18 protein-coding genes and 1 pseudogene are annotated in these 21,297 nt (G+C 62.8%); 12 read left to right on the top strand and 7 right to left on the bottom strand.

Translation table 11 applies throughout. The features are described from left to right. Positions 1-47: 47 nt before the first annotated feature. Positions 48-443, bottom strand: a pseudogene (locus ET21_RS0109500) (SUMF1/EgtB/PvdO family nonheme iron enzyme); the annotation flags it as partial. Positions 444-463: 20 nt separating this feature from the next. On the opposite strand from ET21_RS0109500, the gene ET21_RS27635 reads away from it, so the two are divergent. The 7 genes from ET21_RS27635 (at position 464) to ET21_RS0109460 (ending at position 6,837) form a co-directional block, all read left to right on the top strand. Then, positions 464-748 carry a hypothetical protein gene (locus ET21_RS27635; RefSeq protein ID WP_156029073.1) on the top strand — a complete coding sequence of 95 codons (285 nt, stop codon included), beginning with the start codon at positions 464-466 and terminating at the stop codon, positions 746-748. Next, entirely contained in the window at positions 745-1,833 is a 1,089-nt protein-coding gene (locus ET21_RS0109485) for an NADH:flavin oxidoreductase (protein WP_030539493.1), read from the top strand. Before ET21_RS27635 ends, ET21_RS0109485 begins: the two co-directional genes overlap by 4 nt. Before the next feature lie 52 nt (positions 1,834-1,885). Continuing rightward, the gene (locus ET21_RS0109480; RefSeq protein ID WP_030539492.1) at positions 1,886-2,197 is read left to right on the top strand and encodes an NIPSNAP family protein; all 312 of its coding nucleotides are present in this window, start codon (positions 1,886-1,888) and stop codon (positions 2,195-2,197) included. Between the two features lie 155 nt (positions 2,198-2,352). Further along, entirely contained in the window at positions 2,353-3,267 is a 915-nt protein-coding gene (locus ET21_RS26545; protein ID WP_030539491.1) for a sugar phosphate isomerase/epimerase, read from the top strand. A gap of 23 nt (positions 3,268-3,290) precedes the next feature. After that, the gene (locus tag ET21_RS0109470) at positions 3,291-4,376 is read left to right on the top strand and encodes an alpha/beta hydrolase (RefSeq protein ID WP_237751532.1); all 1,086 of its coding nucleotides are present in this window, start codon (positions 3,291-3,293) and stop codon (positions 4,374-4,376) included. A 51-nt stretch (positions 4,377-4,427) separates the two neighbouring features. Next, positions 4,428-6,578, top strand: a complete 2,151-nt coding sequence (locus ET21_RS0109465; RefSeq protein WP_051768093.1) for a PQQ-binding-like beta-propeller repeat protein — start codon at positions 4,428-4,430, stop codon at positions 6,576-6,578. 4 nt (positions 6,579-6,582) lie between these two features. Then, a complete protein-coding gene (locus tag ET21_RS0109460) occupies positions 6,583-6,837 on the top strand; it encodes a Dabb family protein (RefSeq protein WP_030539488.1) in 255 nt (84 codons plus the stop codon). A gap of 47 nt (positions 6,838-6,884) precedes the next feature. Here ET21_RS0109460 and ET21_RS0109455 read toward each other — a convergent pair whose 3' ends face one another. The 5 genes from ET21_RS0109455 to ET21_RS0109435 all read right to left on the bottom strand — a co-directional run bounded on the left by ET21_RS0109455 (position 6,885) and on the right by ET21_RS0109435 (position 15,242). Further along, positions 6,885-8,018 (bottom strand): PD40 domain-containing protein, encoded by a 1,134-nt coding sequence (locus ET21_RS0109455; RefSeq protein WP_030539487.1) that lies wholly within the window; start codon positions 8,016-8,018, stop codon positions 6,885-6,887. Positions 8,019-8,121: 103 nt separating this feature from the next. Further along, positions 8,122-10,482, bottom strand: a complete 2,361-nt coding sequence (locus tag ET21_RS0109450; protein ID WP_030539486.1) for a TonB-dependent receptor — start codon at positions 10,480-10,482, stop codon at positions 8,122-8,124. A gap of 211 nt (positions 10,483-10,693) precedes the next feature. Then, a complete protein-coding gene (locus tag ET21_RS0109445; RefSeq protein WP_156029067.1) occupies positions 10,694-11,113 on the bottom strand; it encodes a nuclear transport factor 2 family protein in 420 nt (139 codons plus the stop codon). A gap of 38 nt (positions 11,114-11,151) precedes the next feature. Then, positions 11,152-13,110 carry an NAD(P)/FAD-dependent oxidoreductase gene (locus ET21_RS0109440; RefSeq protein ID WP_237751531.1) on the bottom strand — a complete coding sequence of 653 codons (1,959 nt, stop codon included), beginning with the start codon at positions 13,108-13,110 and terminating at the stop codon, positions 11,152-11,154. Between the two features lie 251 nt (positions 13,111-13,361). Beyond that, positions 13,362-15,242, bottom strand: coding sequence for a cellulase family glycosylhydrolase (locus ET21_RS0109435; protein ID WP_030539483.1), 1,881 nt, complete (start codon positions 15,240-15,242; stop codon positions 13,362-13,364). Positions 15,243-15,363: 121 nt separating this feature from the next. On the opposite strand from ET21_RS0109435, the gene ET21_RS27630 reads away from it, so the two are divergent. From ET21_RS27630 to ET21_RS0109410, 5 genes are all read left to right on the top strand, one after another. Beyond that, positions 15,364-15,510 (top strand): hypothetical protein, encoded by a 147-nt coding sequence (locus ET21_RS27630; RefSeq protein ID WP_021236372.1) that lies wholly within the window; start codon positions 15,364-15,366, stop codon positions 15,508-15,510. Then, entirely contained in the window at positions 15,507-16,511 is a 1,005-nt protein-coding gene (locus tag ET21_RS0109425) for a 2-hydroxyacid dehydrogenase (RefSeq protein WP_237751530.1), read from the top strand. The genes ET21_RS27630 and ET21_RS0109425 overlap by 4 nt, the downstream gene beginning before the upstream one ends. 97 nt (positions 16,512-16,608) lie before the next feature. Further along, positions 16,609-17,865, top strand: a complete 1,257-nt coding sequence (locus tag ET21_RS0109420; RefSeq protein WP_202807119.1) for an alpha-hydroxy acid oxidase — start codon at positions 16,609-16,611, stop codon at positions 17,863-17,865. Positions 17,866-17,996: 131 nt separating this feature from the next. Continuing rightward, positions 17,997-19,163: an acyl-CoA dehydrogenase family protein gene (locus ET21_RS0109415; protein ID WP_202807118.1), complete on the top strand. Its 1,167-nt coding sequence runs from the start codon at positions 17,997-17,999 to the stop codon at positions 19,161-19,163. Continuing rightward, positions 19,163-20,284: a CaiB/BaiF CoA-transferase family protein gene (locus ET21_RS0109410; RefSeq protein WP_030539479.1), complete on the top strand. Its 1,122-nt coding sequence runs from the start codon at positions 19,163-19,165 to the stop codon at positions 20,282-20,284. Before ET21_RS0109415 ends, ET21_RS0109410 begins: the two co-directional genes overlap by 1 nt. 14 nt (positions 20,285-20,298) lie before the next feature. Here ET21_RS0109410 and ET21_RS0109405 read toward each other — a convergent pair whose 3' ends face one another. Next, positions 20,299-21,225 (bottom strand): LysR substrate-binding domain-containing protein, encoded by a 927-nt coding sequence (locus tag ET21_RS0109405; protein ID WP_030539478.1) that lies wholly within the window; start codon positions 21,223-21,225, stop codon positions 20,299-20,301. Between the last annotated feature and the right edge of the window lie 72 nt (positions 21,226-21,297).

Genomic DNA, 21,297 nt, shown 5'->3' with positions numbered 1-21,297 from the left:
AGAGCGACAGCCTACCTCTGACTGCCGCCAATCTTTGCAACAGAGCCGGCACGCGCATCCTCGAACGCGACATGCACGACCGGGTGATCCTCCAGCCCCTCCAAACCGCTGTCCGGCCCCAAAGGATGCCGCCAATCAGCGCCAAAGGCGAATGTCCACCATTGGCCGTGATCATGTAGATCGACCGGCGTGGCCGTCCGCTGGAACAGCAATGATCCGGCCTGTGCCATTTCCGGCGGCATGCCGGGATAATCCCTCGGATCGGGCGCGGTCTCCGCCAGCGTCCGGTATCCGGTCGCCTCGACGAAGCGGGCGAACTCCCGGTTGGTGACGGGGGTTTCGTCAATCCAGAATCCGTCGACACGCACCTGCCGCACCGGCGCTTCTTCGGGATAGAAATTTTCCGACCCCATGGCGAAGACGCCGCCGTCCAGCCAGCGCATGCCGCTGGTGTCCGGCCGGGATGACCGCGACGGCCGTGCTGTCCTATGTCTGGCTGTCGAAAGCTGACGCATCGATATTCCACATAATGTCCGGCTGGCCGATCGCTCCAGCCCATGATGACATGCCGGTTATCGGCGGCCTGACCGGCGGCGTCAAGAAGCCGGAAATCAAGGGCTTTGCGGCGGCGCAGCCCGCCTTTCCATCACCATTAAGTAGACCAGATACGCCATTTTTGACTTCTCCCTGCCCATCATCGGGAATAGGAGGGGGCCGATTCCTCCTTCCAAATGAGCGGATGCCATGACCGATCTCTTCTCCCCCCTGACTTTCACGCGCGGGCCCGCGATGAAGAACCGCCTCATGCTGGCGCCGATGACCAATCAGCAGAGCCATGCCGACGGACGCCTGTCGGACGGGGAATATCATTGGCTGACGAAGCGCGCCGCCGGTGGATTCGGGCTGGTGATGACGGCCGCCGCGCATGTTCAGGCCAATGGCCAGGGCTTTCCGGGCCAGCTCGGCATCTTCGGCGACGAGCATCTGGAAGGGCTGACGCGGCTGGCCGCCGGTATCAAGGCGGAGGGCGCGATTTCATCGGTTCAGCTTCACCATGCCGGTTACCGTGCGCCCAGGGATCTGGTCAGCGCGCCGGTTTGCCCGTCCGATCATGCCGAAACCGGCGCGCGCGGACTGACGCTGGATGAGGTGGAAAAGCTGCGGGACGATTTCATCGCCGCTGCCCGCCGCGCCGAAAAGGCGGGCTTCGACGGGATCGAAGTGCATGCGGCCCATGGCTATATCATCGGCGAATTCCTCTCGCCCGAAGTCAATCTTCGGGAGGATCGCTATGGCGGCAACCCCGAAAACCGCGCCCGCCTGCTGTTCGAGATCGTCGATGGCATTCGCGCCCAATGCCGCTCCGGCTTCCAGGTCGGCGTGCGCCTGTCGCCGGAACGCTATGCCCAGAAGCTGGACGAGATCGTAGCCGTCGCCGGAGAACTGATGCGCCAGGACAAGATCGATTATCTCGACCTCTCGCTCTGGGACGTCACCAAGGAGCCTGAGGACGAGCGGTTCAAGGGGCGAACGCTGCTCAGCTACTTTACCGAACTTCCGCGCGGCAACGTCCGGCTGGGCGCGGCGGGCAAGATCATGAGCGGGAAGGCGGCCGCTGGCGTGGTCGAGGCCGGGTGCGACTTCGCCGTGATCGGCCGCGCCGCCATCCTCCGCCATGACTTTGCGGAGCGGGTGCGGCGCGACCCGGATTACACGTCCCCGCCGCTGCCGGTCACCGCCGAGCATCTGCTGGAGGAGGGGCTTACGGAAACTTTCCTCACCTATTTGAAGACCTGGCCCGGCTTCATCGCGGAGGAAGGGGCGAACGCCTGACCCGCCGTCCCTTCGTCCATGGAGAGCGACGGCAACAAGCTGAGGAGCGGCCATGATCACATGCGTCATCGAATATAGGATCGATCCTGACAAGGTCGAAGCCTTCGAACATTATGCCCGCATGTGGCTCAGGATGATGCCGCGCTTCGGCGGCAAGCCGCATGGCTATTTCCTGCCCGCCGAGGGGGCGAACGATATCGCCCTGTTCCTGTTCGATTTCCCCAGCCTCGCGGAATATGAAACCTACCGCGCCGCGATGATGCAGGATGAGGAAGTGGCCGAGGCGCACGCCCATGCGCGCGCGTCCGGCTGCATCATCCGTCACGAACGCAGCTTCTTCCGCCCGCTCCTGCCTTCTTCCTGATCGGGGGGACGTCCTCCCGGCGGGTGACAGCATGATCAGGCATATTCCTATGCCTGAATTCTATGGTCATGCTCGTTTGTAGAACAGTCTGGCCTTGCTATGCGTGAACCAAGCGTTGCCGGGCTGAAAGAACGTTCAGGGAAAGGAATGCCAGAATGCAGCAGAGCGGGAAAGGCGGCCGTCATGGCTGGCGATTTTGGGCGGCCTTGGGAACGCTGGCGGTCGCGGGAGCGGCGGCGGCCGCATCGCCGTCCAGACCCGCAGCCGCTCCGCACTGGCGGGACGGTCTGGCTATCCAGATCTGGGCTTATAATGATGCGCTGAAGAACAAGGATGCGCCTTCGCCGGTGCCGAAGATCGACGTGCCCTCGGCCTTGTCGCGGATCAAGGCGATGGGCGTGGATCAGGTGGAGGTAATGCACGTGCCGGGCTATTCGGCGGCGCAGATGCGCACGGCGCTCGACAAGGCGGGCATGCGCGCCGTCAGCGTACAGATGGACTATGACCGCATGCGCGACGACCTGCCCGGCGCGATCGCCGCGGCAAAGGCTCTGGGCGTCAGCCAAGTCGGCATTTCCGCGATCAAGATCTTCGGTCCGCAAGGCTATCACCTGCTGAACACCGCCGACACGGAGGAGGCGGGAGAGGTGCTTGCGAAGGCCTGCGCCAGCGCGCAGGCTGCGGGCATGCGCACGTTCCTGCACATCCACGGCAACGACCTGCACATGCTGGACGGCAAGACCGCGCTGGACCGGATCATCGACAAGGCAGGCGGCTGCTTCGATATAGAGGCGGACATCTACTGGATACGTTCGGCGGGCGTCGATCCCGTGGCGTTCATCAACAAATATGGGGCGAAGGTGACCTCGCTCCATCTGAAGGACTGGAAGCCGGCGCAGGGGACTGCGCTTCCCTTCCCGCCACTCGGCAAGGGCGACCTCAACCTGCCCGCCATCATGAAGGCCGCGCAGGCGGCGGGTGTGCGGCACTATATCATCGAAGATGAAAGCGGCGATCCCGACACCCAGCTTCCGCAATCTCTGACCTATCTCGCCAGCATCGGCAAATGAAGGGCAACGACAAGAGGACAGGAATGAAGACAATGGAGATGATGCACCGCCGGACCCTTCTGAAAAGCGCCTTCGCCGCTGGCGGCGCGCTGTCCTTCCTGTCGCCCGCGCAGTTGCTCGCGGCGGTGGCGGAAGATCCCAGGCTGGCCAACGTCCATCCCGAATATCGCGCCTTCGCAAAGCAGATGCTCGCCCAGCTCGACAAGCAGAAGGACGGGCCGATGTCGATGCAGACTCTGCCTAAAAGCCGCGCCATGATGAAGCAGTTCGCCAGTCCCCGGCGCGACGACGTGCCGGTGGAAAAACGCGTCATTCCGGGCATGAAGGGCCAGCCGGACGTCACTGTCTTCCTGATCAACGCAGGCAAGGAAGGGCAGCGCCCGGCCATCGTCCACACCCATGGGGGCGGCTTCGTGTCCGGCACGGCCGAAGGCTTCGTGCGCAACGTCCAGGACCTCTGCAAGGAACTGGATTGCGCCGCCGTGTCGGTCGAATACCGGCTTGCCCCGGAAACCACCTATGCGGGGTCGATCGAGGATAATTATGCGGCGCTCAAATGGGTGCACGGCAACGCCGCGCAACTTGGCGTGGATCCCCGCCGCATTGCCGTGATGGGCGAAAGTGCGGGAGGCGGCCATGCCGCGCTGCTCGCCATCACCGCGCGCGACCGGGGCGAGGTGCCGGTCGCCTTCCAATGCCTCATCTACCCGATGCTCGACGACCGCACCGGGACGACGCGGGCGGTGCCGCCGCACATCGCGCCCTTCATGTGGGGCCGGGGCGACAATCGCTTCGGCTGGCAGAGCTTCCTCGGCATGGAGCCGGGCACGAGCAAGGTGCCCGTGCGCGCGGTTCCGGCGCGCCAGACCAATCTGCGCGGCCTTCCGCCCGCTTTCATCGGCGTCGGATCGATCGACCTCTTCCTTGACGAGGATATCGAATATGCGCGGCGATTGAACGATGCGGGGGTGACGGCGGAACTGCTGGTCGTGCCGGGCTGCTTCCACGGGTTCGACAGCATGCCCGTCAAGACCCGCGTTGGCACATGGTTCAACGAAGCGAAGGTGAATGCCCTGCGCCTGGGTCTGGGGATTTCCACCAACGGCTGACGCACCGGGACGCCGGTCATCGCCAGATTTCGAAACAATAGCGGGCACATGATGAACAACTCTTCAGTGCGGTCCTTCCGCCTGCGCGCTGCGGCGTCTCTCGCTCTCCTGCCGCTTCTCGCCAGTTGCGGCGCGGGCGATAACCGGCAAAGCGCTTCGGCAGGCGACTGGAAAGTTTATGGCGGCAGCGCCGAGGGCGACCGCTATTCCGGCCTCGCCCAGATCAACAGCGCCAATGTAGGGACTTTGCAGGAGGCATGGCGCTTCGATACCGGAGAGGGCGGCCTCCAGACCTCGCCATTGGTGATTGACGGCATACTTTATGGCGTAACGCCGGGGCAGAAGCTGTTCGCTCTCGACGCCGCCACGGGCGCGCGCCTGTGGGAATATGCGCCGCCCGATGCCATCGACCAGCCGGTGCGCGGCCTTACTTACTGGTCGAACCGGGGCGAGCAGCGGCTTTTCTCCGCAGCCGGAAATTACCTGATCGCCGTCGATCCGCGTAATGGAAAGCCGGTGACCAGCTTCGGCGAGGGAGGCCGGATCGACCTGCGCAAGGGCCTTGGCCGCGATCCGCAGAGCATAGGCGCGGTCATGACCTCGCCGGGCGTGCTGTTTGGCGACCTGATCATCACGGGTTTCCGCACGACCGAAGCGCCGCCCGCCGCGCCCGGCGCGATCCGCGCCTATGATGTGCGGACCGGCGCGCTCAGATGGACCTTCTCGGCCATTCCCCGCCCCGGAGAGCCGGGCTATGACAGCTGGCCCAGGGACGCCTGGAAAAACGCGGGCGGGGCAAATGCCTGGGCTGGCATGGTGGTCGATGAGAAGCGCGGCATCGTCTATGCGCCCACCGGCTCGGCGGTAGAGGATTTCTACGGTGCTGACCGTATCGGCGACAATCTCTTCGCCAATTCGCTGCTGGCGCTGGATGCGCGCACGGGCAAGCGGCTCTGGCATTTTCAGGCCGTTCATCATGACATTCTGGACCGCGACCTGGCGTCGCCTCCCGTGCTGCTGACGGTCGATCATGGCGGCAAGCGGGTCGATGCGGTCGCGCAGCCCACCAAGCACGGCTTTCTGTTCCTGTTCGACCGCCAGAACGGCAAGCCGCTTTTCCCGATCGAGGAACGGCCGGTTCCGCAAAGCGATGTGCCGGGCGAGAGAAGCTCTCCGACGCAGCCCTTTCCGGTCAAGCCAGCGCCCTATGCGCGCCAGCGGCTGACGGCGGACATGCTCACCAGCCGGACGCCGGAGGCGCGGGCGGCGGCGCTCAAGGCATTTTCAGCGATGCGCAGCGACGGCCCCTTCACGCCGCTCTCGCTCAAGCAGCGTTCGGTCGTCTTCCCCGGCTTTGACGGCGGTGCAGAATGGGGCGGGGCGGCGATCGATCGCAAAAAGGGCGTGCTCTACATCAACAGCAATGACATCGCCTGGGAAGGCGGCCTTGGCACGCTCGCCGACGTCGCAAACCAGGGCGAGCAGCTTTACCAGCAGCATTGCTCGGTCTGCCACGGCCTCAATCGCGAGGGTTCGCCGCCATCCTTCCCCCGCCTCAGCGGCATCGCAGCCCGCCTCAATCCGGGCGAAATCTTCATGACGATCAAGAAGGGGAAGGGGCGCATGCCGCCCTTTACCCAGCTACAGGACGGCGAAATCGCGCAGTTGACCGGCTATCTCATGGGCGCCGATGCGCAAAAGCAGGAAGCGCGCGCCCCGGCGCAGCGTCCGGGTGCGCCCAAGGCCCCCGAACCAAAGGCCCGCTATGCGTTCACCGGATATAAGAAGCTGCTGGATGCTGACGGCTATCCCGCGGTCGCGCCGCCATGGGGCACGCTGAACGCCATCGACCTCAACAGCGGCGAATATCTGTGGAAGATACCGCTGGGCGAATATCCCGAACTGGCGGCGAAGGGCATAACCGGCACCGGGACCGAAAATTATGGCGGGCCGCTGGTCACGGCTGGTGGCTTGGTCGTGATCGGCGCGACCATTTACGACAGCAGGCTGCGCGCCTTCGATAGCGCCACGGGCAAGCTCCTGTGGCAGGGCGCGCTGCCCTTCGCAGGCACGGCGTCGCCCATCACCTACATGGTGAAGGGGCGTCAATATATCGTGATCGCCACCAGCAACCTGCGCAACGCCAAGGCGAAGCAGGGTTCCGCCTATGTCGCCTTCGCCCTGCCGGGAAAAAGGAACTGATCCCATGTTCATCCATATGTTCGCCTTCCGCTGGAAGCCGGAAGCCACCCAGGCGCAGAAGGATCGCGCAGCGGCGGAGATCCGCGCCTTTCAGGGGCAAATCGCCGGACTGGCCGAAACCGCCGTGGGCGTGAACCAGTCCGCGCGCGGCGGCGGCTATGAACTGGGCGGCGTCATGAAGTTCACGGATCAGGCGGCGTTCGAAGCCTATAATGACCGCCACAGCATCAGGCGCTGCTCGGCTGGCTCGTGCCGCTGATCGAGGCCGTGGAGATCGACTTCACCGTCTGATCGCCACGCGCCGCATCACTGGAAGGTCATCAGGTAAAGCCCTCGCTGTCCCTTGAGCGCGGCGCTTTCATGCTCTTCCAGGCAGAAGATGATCTGCTTCCCATCCGGTGAAGGCGCGGACTGATGCGCGTCGCCGCCCTTGTCGCTCACATGGGTCAGGCGGCGGACGCGCCCGGTGCCGTCATAGGCAACGACATGCAGATCGAAATAACGCGGCGGCGCTTTCGTATCGATGGCGCCGGGCGGCAGGGCTATCCCGGCCGCATCCAGCAGCCAGGGCGTGATCTGCGGCGGAAAGCCGCTGATGCCCCGCATCGGGCCGTCAGGGTCGGACGCGCGGTTGGATTCCTCCAGCACGAAGCGGTCATCGGGAAAGGCATGCGCCTCATTGTGCTGCGGGCTTTGCGAAAGGTTGGTCATGGCTCCGGTCGTAAGATTGATCTTGTACATCTCGCCATTGGGCGTGGGCCGCTCGATCGTGAAGAAGGCGACGGACCGGTCCTCATCGACAAAGTCATAGGCTTCCGCAAAGCTGATCTTGCCGGGCTTTGACGGATCATAATGATAGACGGTGCGCCGCTCGCCAAGCGTGGGCGCGCTACCCTCTCCGGTCAGCGTGCCGGTGGTCAGATCCCAGTTTCCATCCTCCCTGCGCGATCCCCAGGCGATGGAAACGCCCCCTCCGGCCTTGGCGCGGCGCGCGATCGCAATGTCGCCCATCGCGCCCGCCTTCAAATAGACAGGCGGCGTATCGGCCGCCGCCGAAAGCCAATAGATGCCCGCATTTAAGGGCGACGAAGATTGCGGGTCCTGACCGCGCGTCACCAGGAAATTGCCGTCTGGCAGATAATAGATGCGCACGACCTTCCCCGCATCCGGCCCCAGATGGCAGGTCAGGCACCGGACCTTGCGCGTTTTCAGGTCCATCTCGAATGCATAGGCAAGCTGCCCGTCATTCTGCGCATCGGTGAAGACAACCTTCGTTCCGTCCGGCGACCAGTCCGGCCGCTCGCCCCAGCCAAGCAGCCGCTCCATCTTGACCGGCGCGGTGAAGTAATCGACCGGCGCTGGAGCGGCATAGACGCTCATGCTGCCGCCTGCGATGCTGGCCAGGACGCAAAGGGGCTGGAAAAGGCGCTTCCAGTTCATCGGATTTGGCTCCTTCATGTTCGGCGCTTCGGCCAATCGCTTCCAAAAAAATGCCGGGAGTTTCCCCCCGGCTATAGAATGGCAACTGATTTTAGAGAGGGGATCAGTCGCTGCCGAAACGCATGCGCGCGGTGATGCCGACTTCCCGCTGCGGAGTGTAGGTCACCTGATGGTAGCCGCTGGGGAAACCGAAGGTCACAAGGTCGCTGCTGGTGTATGTCAGCTTGCGCGTATTGAAGATGTTCTTGGCGAACATCGTCACTTCAAGACCCGGCACGATTTCACGCGCGCCCAGATACAGGTTCAGGATCGGCTGAGCTTCATAGCTGTTGAGCCCTGACACTTCCGCACGCTTGCCCTTGTAGACGAACAACGCCCGGACGAATGCCTCGGCCTGGGCCAGCGGCACGGTATATTCGGACTGAAGCGTGAAGTTCCACTTGGGCACATCCGCGATCGCCCCGTTGGACGAGCAGAAATAGATGGGTTGAGTGGCGTTGGCGCCAAATTCGTCATCCGTGTCCGGCTGGCCATCGCCATCCAGGTCAGGACGGCAGGGCACCTGCGCATTCTTGAAGTTCGCCTTGGCGTAGCTGACCGTTCCCTGCGCCGTCCACCGGTCGGTGATCTTGCCCGAAATATCCAGATCGAAGCCGCGCACTCGTGCGTCGCCGTTGAAAGCGATTGACGACGAGGTGACCCGGTTCTGCCCTCCCACTGGAGGACAGGGCGCGTCATTGCCGAAGCTGCAATAGGGAACATCGGCGACCGTGGTGATGAAGCCCTTGATATCCTGCTGGAAGACGGCGAAATCGACGCGGAGCCTCCGATCGAGGAAGCTGCCCTTGAAACCGAGTTCGTAGGAATCCTGCTTTTCGGAGCTTACGCGCGGGAATGACGCGGGCAGAGCGACATATTTATTATTGCCCGGCCCCCGGAAGCCACGCCCGTAAGAAGCGTAAACGATGCTGTCCTCCCCGATATGCTGCACGATCTTGGCGTCATAGACCCAGGCCTTTTCATCGACCGTGTCAGGAATAATGGAGGGAGTACCAGGAAATTCCGTCCCGAAGACGCTGGTCACGAACGTGAGGCTCGTCGGCGCATTGTTCTTGCTCCACAGCCTGCGCGCGCCGAGCGTGATATCGGTTTTCGTAGGCAGGTGGAAGGTGCTGCTCGCGAAGACCGATTTGTCCTTGAGCTTTCCTTGCGACTGCGCGCGGATAAAGCCGAACGTGTCGACCGGACCGATCGGGTCGAAGGTGGGGGTGAAGCTGGGCACTCCGAAAACCTGCTGCGCGACATTGGTGTTGGATGTCGTCCGCCGGAAGAAGGCGCCCACCGTATAGTCCCAGAAACGCCCCGGCCCTTGGGAGTCCAGCCGCAGTTCGTGCGACCAGTCGGTGACGGAAACGTCGAACAGGGCGTGCTGGCTGAAGTTCGGGATGGCGTTGCCGCTGTCGCCGTCGCCTTCGTCAGCCCGCGTAAGGGCGCTATATTTGGAATAGCCGCCGATATAGCTCAGCGCGGCTTCGTCACCGATGTCGAGCTTGGCGCTCAGCGACGCCAGATGTCCGGTGACGCGGCGCGGGCTGGTTTCTTCCTGCACGGCGATGCCTCTGCGGCCGGAGCCTTCAGGCAAGACAGGCCCGTTATAGCCGCGCCCATTCCCTTCGACGATCGTCAGATTGTCGGTCTCGTTGCGCAGATACTGGTAGGAACCGAAGATCGTGAGCGGCTCGATCGGATGGAACAGGGCCGACGCACGGATGCTCTTGGTTTCCGAACGCGACTTGGCATCGGAATTGAGGCTGCGGATATCGCCATTGGTGTTGCGATCGTAAAGGCCCGCAACGCGCACGGCCAGCATATCCTTGATCAAGGGCACGCCGATGCCGAACTGGCCATTGATGTTCGCCTGATCGGTAAAGGTGCCGTCGATCGTCGCGCCGAAGTTGTTGAGATCCGGGCGGCGCGTGGTGATGGTGATGGACCCGGCAGGCGCGGCAACGCCGCGCAACGTGCCCTGCGGGCCGCGCAGCACTTCGATCTGGCCGATGTCATAGATGCTCTGGAATGCCAGCGTATCCTGGATCGGCGCTTCGTTGAAATAGATGATGACAGCTTGCGGCGAGCCGCTGTTGACCGTCGTGCTGATGCCGCGCAGCGCCGTCACATTGCCCTGCGCACCGCGATCCTCGATCACCAGGCCAGGCGACAGGACCTGCACATCCCTGAACTGGGTGATGTTCAAGTCCTGGAGCTGCTCGTTGGTAACGGCGGTGACCGTCACCGGCACGTCCTGAAGCCGCTCGTTGCGGCGGGTCGCGGTAACGATGATGTCGCTTGGCGCGGTGGCTTGCTGCTCACCTGCGGGTTGCGCATCCTGTGCATGTGCAGCGACGCTGATACCGCTCAGCGCAATGCCTGCCAGCAATCGCGCCGGCAATGACGATAAGGCCATGGTCCTCAATCCTCCCCCTCTTGTGATATAGCCCCGTCAGCAGCGCTTGGGCTATTTGTCGTACAAATAAGGAGATTCCGGGCCCTGTAGAATTACAATGTTTCTGCCTGAAATAGTCACATCTGGAATAGCTGATCGGCATTTCCGCGATGCGACCGGCCACTCTTGCGCGGCAAAGAAGGGCGGACCGCAAAGGCCCGCCCGCAGCCATTCAGAAATCCAGAGAGAAGCTCTGGTCGAAAGTGACGAGACGGTGCGCGAACTTCCATCCGTCCGCCGTCTTGACGACCTTGTCGCGGTGGCGGCCGGACACGACGATCTTCGACGCCATGGGCGTGGCCCCGGCATTGACGTTGGTCACATAATAGTTGGCGAATATCTCGCCGCCTTGTTCCTCGATATAGAGGTTATAATAGAGGTGGCGGTTCTTGCCTTCGGTCTGGCGGTCCGACTCCTTGGCATGTTCGATCTGCGGGCCGATGCCCTTGTAGGTCATGTCCATGCCAGCAGTCTCGGTCACGACTTCGGGCAGATAGAGCTTTTCCAGTTCCGCCCAATTGCCATAGTCCGAATAATGGGCGAAGCGCGCGAGCAGCTCCTGAATTGCAATCTTGTCTTCGATCGTGATCATGATGCCTCTTTCATTGATGTTGTGAACCACCGTTCTTTTCAGCCATCCTTGCTGCCGGTAAAGCGGAAATGGTCGAACTCCGGCTTGCGCGAGCGTGTCCAGAAGTCAAGCAGGCGGAACGGCCATGAAATCACGATCCGTCCCTTGCTGTTCTTGAAATTATTCTTCGCCTTGGGATGCGCCCAGACCATCCGCTGCGCCTGCGCCTGCACCACTTCGTTGAACTGGTCGGTTGCTTCCTGCAACGGCTCCATGGCCGATGCGCCGCGTTCCACCATCTCGTCCAGGCATTCGATGATATAGTGAATCTGCGCTTCGGCGAGCAGGTTGATGCCCGCGCCATGGTTGGGGCCACTGTTCGGGCCATGGATCTGGAAATAGTTGGGAAATCCAGGCGCCATCGTGCCGAAATAGCCCACCGGGTCCTCATCACCCCATTCTTCACCAAGATTGCGGCCATTAAGGCCGATTATCTCCAGGTCGCCGGCGAGCTTCTTGAGCGTATAGCCGGTCGCGGTGATGATCACGTCATATTCCTGCTCCTCGCCATCGGCGGTGCGAATGCCGCGCGGCGTGATGCGTTCGATCTGGCGGTCCTCCAGCTTGACATTGTCGCGCATGAACATATCGAACCAGCCAGCGTCCATGATCGGACGCTTCGAAAAGACCGGAGAGTCCGGCGTCAGCTTTTCGATAAGGTCGGGACGCCCGGCGAGCTTCGCCTCAAGATGACCCTGCGCCCACTGGCGCGCCATGTCGTTGGCGAACGATATCGCGGTTGGATTGCCTTCCCATTCCGGGTCCATGACAAGCCCCGGCCACAGGCCGTCCGATGCCGTCCAATAGACATAAAAACGCATATATTCGGTAAAGCGCGGAATATGGCGAACGGCCCACCGTACATCCTCCGGCACCTTGACCGCGCCAGCCAGCGGGGCGGGCAGCACCCAGTGGCGCGAACGCATATAGACGGTCAGTTCATCGACCTGCGGAGCGATCGACGGGCCGATCTGCGCGCCGCTGGCGCCAGTGCCGATCATCGCGACCTTCTTGCCCGTAACATCGAAATCGACGTCCCAGGCCGCGCTGTGCATCAGCTTGCCCTTGAAGTCGTGCAGGCCGGGAATCTTGGGCCATTCCCAACGATGCAGCGGGCCATGCGCGGTGAGGATGGCATTGAAGGATTCGGTTTGCTCGACGCCATCCTTGCCGATCAGCGTGACATGCCACAGCTTCGCGGCGTCATCCCAGCGCAGCGTCGTGACCTTCGTTTCGAAGCGGATCTTGTCGCGAATGCCATATTTGTGGGAGACTCCGACCAGATAGTCCTGCATCTCGTGGCCGAGCGGCGAATAGGTGGTCCATTCGCGGTTGAGTTCGAACGAGTAGCTGTAGAAATAGCTTGGCGTGTCGACACCCGCACCGGGATAGCGGGCAAGATACCAGGTGCCGCCGACTTCGGGATTCTTGTCGACCACCACATAGTCGTAACCGGCCTCGCGCAGCTTGATCGCCGCCGCCATGCCGCTAAGGCCCGCGCCGATGATCAGCATCCTGAAATCGGCCGGAATCTTGTTCCGCGCTGGCTTGGCGGAATAATCCGGCTGCGGGCCAAGGCCGCTCTGCTCCAGCAGCAGCGGCACGAACTCGGCCTCGATCGGCTCGCCCATGCCGACGCTCATGATCTTCGCATAAAGGGCAGGCGTCAGTTCCGCCTCCTCGCCAGCGCCCGGCGTCGTCAGCACGTGGCGCATCTTCTCGCGCAGTTCCGCCACCAGATCTTCAGGAGCAGTCGGCTGCTGCCCGGTGCTGAGCGGCGGAATGTGCGGCGCGAACTTGTCCAGCATCGCCTCGTCATGGCTCAGATGGACATAGGTCATCAGCAAAACCGGAAGATCGACCGCGGCCAGCGCGCGGCGAAGTTCAGGGCTATCCTGCAACGGAAGGTGCGGAGCATCGCTGGCGCTGATGTCGCGCGAGGGAGCAGATGTAGCCAAGTCCAATATCCTTTCACTTCAACGTCGCCGGAGGTCCGCGCCCCATGCAAGGGAGCAGCAGCATGCCGGTAATCTCAAATCCCATTGCGGCAGGCGCGAGTCATGAAACTCGTCCCGCGAACGCAACAGCCGTTGTAATATCGCTGGCGACCGGTGCGATCATTGCAAATGCCAGCCATGACCTATGCCCGTTAAGCATAGGTCATGGCGCGGGCGGCAATGCTGTCTGTAACCGTGTCCGCCGGTCAGCGCTACGCCTTGCGCCTGATCTTCACGACGACATCGCCCTGCGCGCCGCTGACGAGCAGGCGGGATGAGCCCGGCTTCGTCTCATAACGGGCATTTGCGACCTCGACATCATAGCCCTTGGGATAATGGAGTTGCGGCACGAAGATTTCCGTGGGGGCCTGAATGCTCGGGTCCGCCTTGAACCGATATTCGAAGTCGCCCGATGCCGGATCGAAGCGGATCGACACCGGCGTACCCGCCGTGGCGGCAGGATAGGGGCGGACGACCTGTTTCAGCGCGCGGCCGCCCGAATTGATGTCGGCCGGATCATGCCGCTGGTCCAGGCTGTAGATGGAAAGGTCTTCCTCGCTCCACCCGTCCCCTTCGGCATTATTATTGTCGGCCGTATAATTCCAGATGAGGTAGGAGACGAGCTTTTCGTCCAGCGTCTGGTACATCAGGCCGGTCAGCGTTTCCTGCGCGCTGAAATCCCCCGTCTTGTAGGCATGCTTGCCGTTCAGATCATAGGGGATGCCGGTTTCGCCGATCAGCGTGGGCAGATCGCCATATTGCTTGGCCAGGTCGATCAGGCTGCCCACCCTGGCGCGGTAATCGCCCAGCACGGCCTCCCGCCCCTCCAGACGCACTTCCTTCGGGCTTGGCCAGCCCTGCATGGCGTAGGTGACGTTGGGCTCGTAGCGCTTGCTCATCAGCACCACGCCATCATACCAGTGCGGCTGGCTGACCATGCCCGGCAGGTTGAGCGTCAGGTCGGAAAGCTTGCCCACGGCGGGTTGCTGGAGGATCAGCGTATCGGGCGCCACTTCCCGCACTTCCATGGCGATCCGGCGCTGGAGCGCGGCGACATAGGGCACATGATCGGCAGGCTTCCCGTTCACCGTGGCAAAATAATCCGGTTTCAGCAGCCTGGGCTTGCCGTTCACCACGTCCCACACGCCATAGCTCCGCCAGATGTCGGTGACGCCCTTCGTCCACAGGCGATTGACCGGCACGCTCGGCTTTTCCGGCGCATAGCCCGATGCGGCGAGCATCAGGTCCCAATAGCTGGGCACCAGCTTGTCCGGGGCGGAATGCTTGCCGACGAAGGCCATGAAGAATTCAGGCTCACGCAGATCCTTGACGCCGATATAGCCGTGATTGGGCTCATTATAGGTGTCGTAGGCAATGACATTGGGCAGGCCGCGCATAGTCAGCGCCACCTGCTTGATCGCGCCGACATAATGGCTCTGCAACCATTGCTGCACGGGCACGCCATCCACCTTCAACCCCGGCGCGAAATCATTGCCCGCCCAGAAAAGCGTATCCATCATGTTGACCGAAAAGCGCGCCGCGGTGGGCGGCCAGTAACCCGGCCCGCGTGGAGGCTGCTTGTGCGGCGCGCCGGGTTCGTTTGTCCGGTCGGGCCCCAGGCCCAGCTTGGTCACCGTCCAATAGGGCGCGCCGTCCCCGCCGGTCGCGCGGGAATAGAAATCCTGGTGAAGGTCGATGATGAAGTTCATGCCATATTGCTGGCCCCGCTTCACCACTTCACGCAGATAGTCGAGATAGGCCTGGTCGTATTTGCCCGGTCCTTCATGCTCGACGGCTTCCCACATGATGATCAGCCGGATGGTCGTGAGGCCCCAGCCTTGCAGCCGCCGGAAATGCTCGTCCGCGTCCGCCAGCGGGAAGGGGCGGCCGACATAGGAAACGGTGCGGGGGTCTTCCGATTTCCTGTAGGGCACTTTGCTGGAACCGCCCAGATTCACCCCCCGCAGCATGAGCGTGCGGCCCTGCGGATCCTTGAACGCGGTGCCCTCCGTGCGAACGGCGTTGGCGGCCAGTGCGGACGACAGGCCAGCGGACAGACAGACGGTTGCCAGTGCAGTCAGCAATTTTCGCATCACTTCCCCTATATGCTTGTCTTGGCCATTGCTTGGTGCGGCGACGAAGATCGCCCGGCCATCCCCGGCATGCTGCCGGAGGATCGATCGTCACTTTGCTGGCGCGGGCAGGCAAAGAGAAATGAAATTCCTGTTTTCTGCTATGCTTGCCACGACTGTCTTGGCAAAAATATTTCCGGATTGCGAAGATACGCGCCATCATGAAGCGGACTTCGATTCAGGCATGATGCCCTTTGGCGCGAACCGGACTGTCAGGAGAATGATGTGAATGAAGCGGCCGGAGTTCCTGTCCATATTCTTCAGACCACGCCGTTGCTGCCCATCGCCGACGCGCTGCTGAAGGACAGGTTCACTGTTCATCGCCTGTGGGAGCAGGAGGACGCCGCCCGCTATCTGGAGGAGATCGGGCCTGGGATCAGGGGGATTGCGACGACCCATCAGTTCGGGGCGGTGAACAGGATTCTCGACCAGCTTCCCAATGCCCGGATCATATCCAGCTTTGGCGTGGGCTATGAACATATCGATGCCGAAGATGCCGCGCGGCGGGGCATAGTGGTCACCAACACGCCCGATGTGCTCGACGATGATGTCGCCGATCTCGCGCTTGCCCTGACCTTGGCCACGCTGCGGCAGATCCCGCAGGCCGATCGTCATGTTCGCAGCGGGCGCTGGCTTTCGGGCCCATATCCGCTCACCCCGACGCTGCGCGGACGCACCGTCGGCATCCTTGGCATGGGGCGCATCGGCAAGGCGATCGCGCGGCGGTTCGAAGGGTTCGGCGTGGACATCGCCTATCATGCCCGTCACCGGCAGGACGGGCTGGGCTACGCCTATCACGACAGCGCCGTGGCGCTGGCCGCCGCATCCGATCTTCTGGTCGTCATCGTGCCGGGGGGAGCCGCCACGCGGCATCTGGTCGATATGCAAGTGTTGAACGCGCTGGGGCCTCAGGGCGTCCTGATCAACGTCGCGCGCGGCAGCGTCATGGACGAAGCGGCCCTTGTCGAAGCGCTTGAGGAAGGGCGGATATTGGCTGCGGGACTCGACGTCTATCAGGATGAACCGAATGTCCCCGCCCGGCTGCTGGCAATGGACCAGCTCGTCCTGCTGCCGCATGTCGGCTCCGCGACCGTGCATACGCGCAACGCCATGGCCAGGCTGGTGGCGGACAATCTGCTCAGCTGGTTTGGCGGCAAAGGTCCGCTGACCCCGGTCCCGGAATCACGCGCCGTCCTGGAGGGAATGACGCACTCCAATCTGATAAAATGACAATAGTTTAATATTTAAATTGAGATATTGCCCGTCGAGCTTTAATCCGATTTGATACGGGCGCAAAGCATATAGAACACTCAGGAGAGGCAAGTCCTTGACGACCGTAATGGCGCACCATGACCAGCCCGTGGAAGTCGTTGGCAGCGCGACGCCATCGGCCACTTCTCCACCGCCGCTATCAGCAACGCTGGGCGCTCCGGCAGCGCCCGGACTGCCCCTTTCGCTGAAGGATTATGAACCGCTCGCCCGGCGGCGCCTGCCGCGCGCGCTGTTCGGCTATATATCGGGCGCGTGCGAAGACAACCGCTGCATGACCGGCAATCGCGCCGCGCTGCAACGGCTTTCGCTGGTGACGCGCGTGCTCCGCGACGTGTCGTCCCGCGACTTTTCCCGGACGCTGTTCGGCAGGACGTGGGCAGCGCCGTTCGGCATCGCGCCAATGGGCCTGTCGGCGATGATGGCCTATCGCGGCGACACGATGCTCGCCCGCGCCGCCCGCGCCGAACGGATACCGATGATCATGAGTTCGACCTCGCTCGTCCCGCTGGAGGAAGTCGCGAGCGCGGCGCCCGGATCATGGTATCAGGCCTATCTGCCCGCCGACCATGACTGGATAGAGCCGATGGTCGACCGCATCAGCCGCGCGGGCTATGAAACGCTGGTGCTGACCGTCGATGTGCCGGTGAACGCCAATCGCGAAAATCTCGTGAAATGCGGCTTCACCATTCCGCTGCGCCCTTCCTTGCGCCTGGCCTTTGACGGCATCAGCCATCCGGTCTGGCTGACCAAAGTCTTCGCCCGCACCTTGCTGCGCCATGGCATGCCGCGCTTCGTCAATGCCAAGCCAAGCGGCGGCGAGCCCATATTGTCCCGCCATGTGGATCGTGAATTCGGGCAGCGCGACCGGCTGACATGGGGCAGCGTCGCCGAAATCCGCCGCCGCTGGAAGGGCAATCTGGTCATCAAGGGCATATTGCACCCCGAAGACGCGAAGCTGGCGCGCGCCGCCGGAGTCGAGGGCATCATCGTTTCCAACCATGGCGGGCGGCAGTTGGACAGCGCGATCGCCTCGCCCGATGCGCTGCCGCGCGTACTGGACGCGGCCGGGACGATGCCGGTCATGATAGATGGCGGTTTCCGCCGGGGGAGCGAGGTCATGAAGGCGCTGGCGCTCGGCGCGCAGATGGTCTTCATCGGCCGCCCCTTCCTCTATGCGGCGGCGGTTGGCGGCGAAGAGGGCGTGGCTCATGCAATCCGGCTGGTGAAGGCGGAGATCGACCGGAACATGGCGATGATGGGCGTCAGCACCATCGGCGAGTTGAACCGGGACTTTCTTCACGCGGCGGTCTAGCGGGAGCCGATGCCGCCGCTGTGGCAAGCTATGCCTCCATGGCATGATAGAACCAGCTTCCTGTTAATATACGGCAATCGCCAGGCGGGTTAGTGCCGCCTCATCCGGGTCACGCAGAAGAGACGATTTTCATGGATATGACCGCTAACGAAGCCAGCTTCCCCGACCTGCGCGAAGGGGTGCGCCGATTGTGCGCGCAGTTCCCTGGCAGCTACTGGCAGGAACTGGACCGTGATCGCCGTTATCCGTCCGAATTCGTCTCCACCCTTGCCAGCGAAGGCTGGCTGTCGGTCCTCATCCCGGAAGAATTTGGCGGCTCCGGGCTGGGCCTGAGCGCGGCGGCGGCGGTGCTGGAGGAAGTTCATCGTTCCGGCTGCAACGGCGGCGCGGCCCATGCGCAAATGTATACGATGGGCACTTTGCTGCGCCATGGCTCCCCCGGTCAGAAGGCGAAATATCTGCCCTCCATCGCCAGCGGCGACCTGCGGTTGCAGGCGTTCGGCGTGACGGAGCCGACCAGCGGCACCGACACGACGCGTATCCGCACCTTCGCCCGCCGAGACGGCGATCATTATCTCGTCAACGGCCAGAAGATCTGGATCAGCCGCGCCGAACATTCCGACCTGATGGTGCTGCTCGTCCGCACCACGCCCAGGGAAGAATGCGCCAAGCCGTCCGACGGCATCAGCGTGCTGCTGGTCGACATGCGCGAAGCGGTGGGCAATGGGCTCACGATCCGCCCGATCCGCACGATGCTGAACCATGCCACGACCGAACTCTTCTTCGACGACCTCAAGGTCCCGGCGGAAAATCTGATCGGGGAGGAAGGAAAGGGCTTCCGCTACATCCTGTCCGGCATGAATGCGGAGCGTATCCTGATCGCCGCCGAATGCATTGGTGACGCGCGCTTCTTCATCGATCGCGCCAGCGCCTATGCGAAGGAACGATCGGTGTTCGGCCGTCCGATCGGACAGAATCAGGGCATCCAGTTTCCCATCGCGCGGGCCTATGTGCAGATGACGGCAGCGGCGAAGATGGTTGACCATGCGGCGCTTCTCTACGACACCGGGCAGCAACCGGGCACGGAAGCGAACATGGCCAAAATGCTGGCGTCCGAAGCATCCTGGTTCGCGGCCGATATGTGCGTCCAGACCCATGGCGGGTTCGGCTTCGCGGAAGAATATGATATAGAGCGTAAATTCCGCGAAACCCGGCTATATCAGGTGGCGCCGATTTCCACCAACCTGATCCTCAGCCATGTCGCCACCCACGTCCTTGGCCTGCCCAAGAGCTTCTGATGCCGGACTCGCTCAAGGGCATTCTCGTCATTTCGCTGGAGCAGGCGGTCGCCGCTCCCCTCTGCACCTCCCGGCTTGCGGAAGCGGGCGCGCGTGTCATCAAGTTGGAGCGGGCGGAGGGCGATTTCGCGCGCGGCTATGACCATGCCGTCCATGGCGAGAGCGCCTATTTCGTGTGGCTGAATCGGGGCAAGGAGTCCGTGCGGGTCGATGTGAAGGACCCCGCCGACCGGCACTTGATCGAGAAGATGCTCGCGCGCGCTGATATATTCGTTCAGAATCTCGCTCCGGGAGCTGCGGCGCGGCTGGGGCTGGGTTCGTCCGAACTGCGCGCGCGCTATCCGCGTCTGATCACCTGCGACATTACCGGCTATGGCGACCACGGGCCTGCGGCGGGGATGAAGGCCTATGACTTCCTCATTCAGTGCGAGGCCGGACTTGCCAGCATAACGGGCAATGAGGCGGGCGCTGCCCGCGTCGGGGTCTCCGTCGCCGACATCGCCTGTGGAATGAACGCGCACGCCGCCATCCTCCAGGCGCTGATCGAGCGGGAGCGATCGGGCACCGGACGCGGCGTTGCCGTGTCGCTGTTCGATTCCCTGGCAGACTGGATGGCCGTTCCGCTGCTCCATCACGACTATGCAGGCAAGGCGCCCGGCCGCGTGGGACTGCGCCATCCTTCCATCGCTCCCTATGGGGCCTTCCGGGCAGGCGACGGAGTGGAACTCGTCATCTCGATACAGAATGAGCGGGAGTGGGCGAAATTCTGCGCGCTGGTGCTGGAGCATCCCGATCTTGCCCGCGATCCGCGCTTCGCCAGCAACAGTCTGCGCTGCGAAAATCGCGGCGCGCTTGAGCAGCATATCTCCGCGCTGTTTGCCTCTTTGCCCGCCGAAACGATCATCACGCGGTTCGAGGCCGCGGGTACGGCATGGGCACGCCTGAACGGCGTCGACGGCCTTTCACGCCACAGCCAGCTTCGCCGGGTCGAAGGGCAGACGCCAAGCGGCCCTGTATCCCTGCCTGCTCCGCCTATCCGGTGGAATGATGAACGGCCGGTAACACGCTCCGTCCCGGCCTTGGGCGAGCATGACGAGACGGTCAGGGCGGAATTCCGCTGAACGATGCGTGACGATCAATATTGCAGTTGCGCGCGCCACAGTCCCTGCTGGACAAGGTCGCGTATCTCTTCGCGCAGCAGGCGTATCACCGTCTGAGCGGCGCGCGAAAGCTGGTGCTGGTCGGAAGACCCCAGCACCAGTTGGCGCATGATCGTAGGCTCCGCCAGCGGCGCATATTTCAGGCGGCCCGCTTCGACTTCATGGCGGACCGCTGAGAAGGGCAGGGTCGTATAGCCAAGGCCAAGCTCCGCTATCTCCTTGAGCACCAGAAATGAGTCCGCCTCGAACTTCACCTTCAGCGTAGCCTTCGCTTTGTTCGCGGCATTTTCTATGACCATGCGCAGCCCATGGGGCTGGCTGGGAAGCGCGAGCGGCAAGTCTGACAGTGCACGGACAGGCACGGGACGCGCCGGATCAAGATCACAACTGCCCGACCCGACCAGCATCAGCTGTTCGAACAGCAGATCCTCCACCTTCATCTGAAAATCGGAGGCTGGGCCGTAAAGAAGGGCGGTGTCGATTTCGCCCCGCTGCAACCAGTCGATCAGGTGCCCCGCATAACCTTCCACGATCCGCAGCGAAATATTGGGCGAATGGCGCGCCACGCGGCTCATCAACCGTCCAGCCAGGATATAGCTGACGGTCGGAGGCAGTCCGAGCGCGACAAGCCCGCCCGCTTCCGCCGCGCGATTTTGCGCATCGTCCAGCGTCTGCCGGATTTGCCGTAGCGGACCGGCCAGTTTGAGGCGCAATTCCTCCCCTGCGGGGGTCAGGCCCATGCCGCGGCGGTGACGGGCGAATAATTGCGTGCCCAGTTCCACTTCCAGCATGCGCATCTGCCTGCTGAGGGCGGGTTGGGCCACCCGCAACCTGTCCGCCGCGCGGCTTAGCGAGCCAAGTTCGGCGACCCGCAGGAAATTTTCCAGCCGCTTCAAATCCATCTGTGGCAAGCCCCCGAACCTATGCCCGAGGCACATACCTCAAGGCCGAATTGGAAGTATTGCTATAGGGAT

Source organism: Sphingobium sp. DC-2, assembly GCF_000722555.1.
Lineage (GTDB): Bacteria > Pseudomonadota > Alphaproteobacteria > Sphingomonadales > Sphingomonadaceae > Sphingobium > Sphingobium quisquiliarum.
Note: the sequence above shows the minus strand (reverse complement) of the source record. Positions and strands in the feature narration are given on the sequence as shown.

What these genes read in the sequence shown, in the direction of transcription:
- ET21_RS27635 (WP_156029073.1), top strand. Translation starts at nt 464, where the DNA reads ATGACCGCGACGGCCGTGCTGTCCTATGTCTGGCTGTCGAAAGCTGAC.
- ET21_RS0109485 (WP_030539493.1), top strand. Translation starts at nt 745, where the DNA reads ATGACCGATCTCTTCTCCCCCCTGACTTTCACGCGCGGGCCCGCGATG.
- ET21_RS0109480 (WP_030539492.1), top strand. Translation starts at nt 1,886, where the DNA reads ATGATCACATGCGTCATCGAATATAGGATCGATCCTGACAAGGTCGAA.
- ET21_RS26545 (WP_030539491.1), top strand. Translation starts at nt 2,353, where the DNA reads ATGCAGCAGAGCGGGAAAGGCGGCCGTCATGGCTGGCGATTTTGGGCG.
- ET21_RS0109470 (WP_237751532.1), top strand. Translation starts at nt 3,291, where the DNA reads ATGAAGACAATGGAGATGATGCACCGCCGGACCCTTCTGAAAAGCGCC.
- ET21_RS0109465 (WP_051768093.1), top strand. Translation starts at nt 4,428, where the DNA reads ATGAACAACTCTTCAGTGCGGTCCTTCCGCCTGCGCGCTGCGGCGTCT.
- ET21_RS0109460 (WP_030539488.1), top strand. Translation starts at nt 6,583, where the DNA reads ATGTTCATCCATATGTTCGCCTTCCGCTGGAAGCCGGAAGCCACCCAG.
- ET21_RS0109455 (WP_030539487.1), bottom strand. Translation starts at nt 8,018, where the DNA reads ATGAACTGGAAGCGCCTTTTCCAGCCCCTTTGCGTCCTGGCCAGCATC.
- ET21_RS0109450 (WP_030539486.1), bottom strand. Translation starts at nt 10,482, where the DNA reads ATGGCCTTATCGTCATTGCCGGCGCGATTGCTGGCAGGCATTGCGCTG.
- ET21_RS0109445 (WP_156029067.1), bottom strand. Translation starts at nt 11,113, where the DNA reads ATGATCACGATCGAAGACAAGATTGCAATTCAGGAGCTGCTCGCGCGC.
- ET21_RS0109435 (WP_030539483.1), bottom strand. Translation starts at nt 15,242, where the DNA reads ATGCGAAAATTGCTGACTGCACTGGCAACCGTCTGTCTGTCCGCTGGC.
- ET21_RS27630 (WP_021236372.1), top strand. Translation starts at nt 15,364, where the DNA reads ATGAAATTCCTGTTTTCTGCTATGCTTGCCACGACTGTCTTGGCAAAA.
- ET21_RS0109415 (WP_202807118.1), top strand. Translation starts at nt 17,997, where the DNA reads ATGGATATGACCGCTAACGAAGCCAGCTTCCCCGACCTGCGCGAAGGG.
- ET21_RS0109410 (WP_030539479.1), top strand. Translation starts at nt 19,163, where the DNA reads ATGCCGGACTCGCTCAAGGGCATTCTCGTCATTTCGCTGGAGCAGGCG.
- ET21_RS0109405 (WP_030539478.1), bottom strand. Translation starts at nt 21,225, where the DNA reads ATGGATTTGAAGCGGCTGGAAAATTTCCTGCGGGTCGCCGAACTTGGC.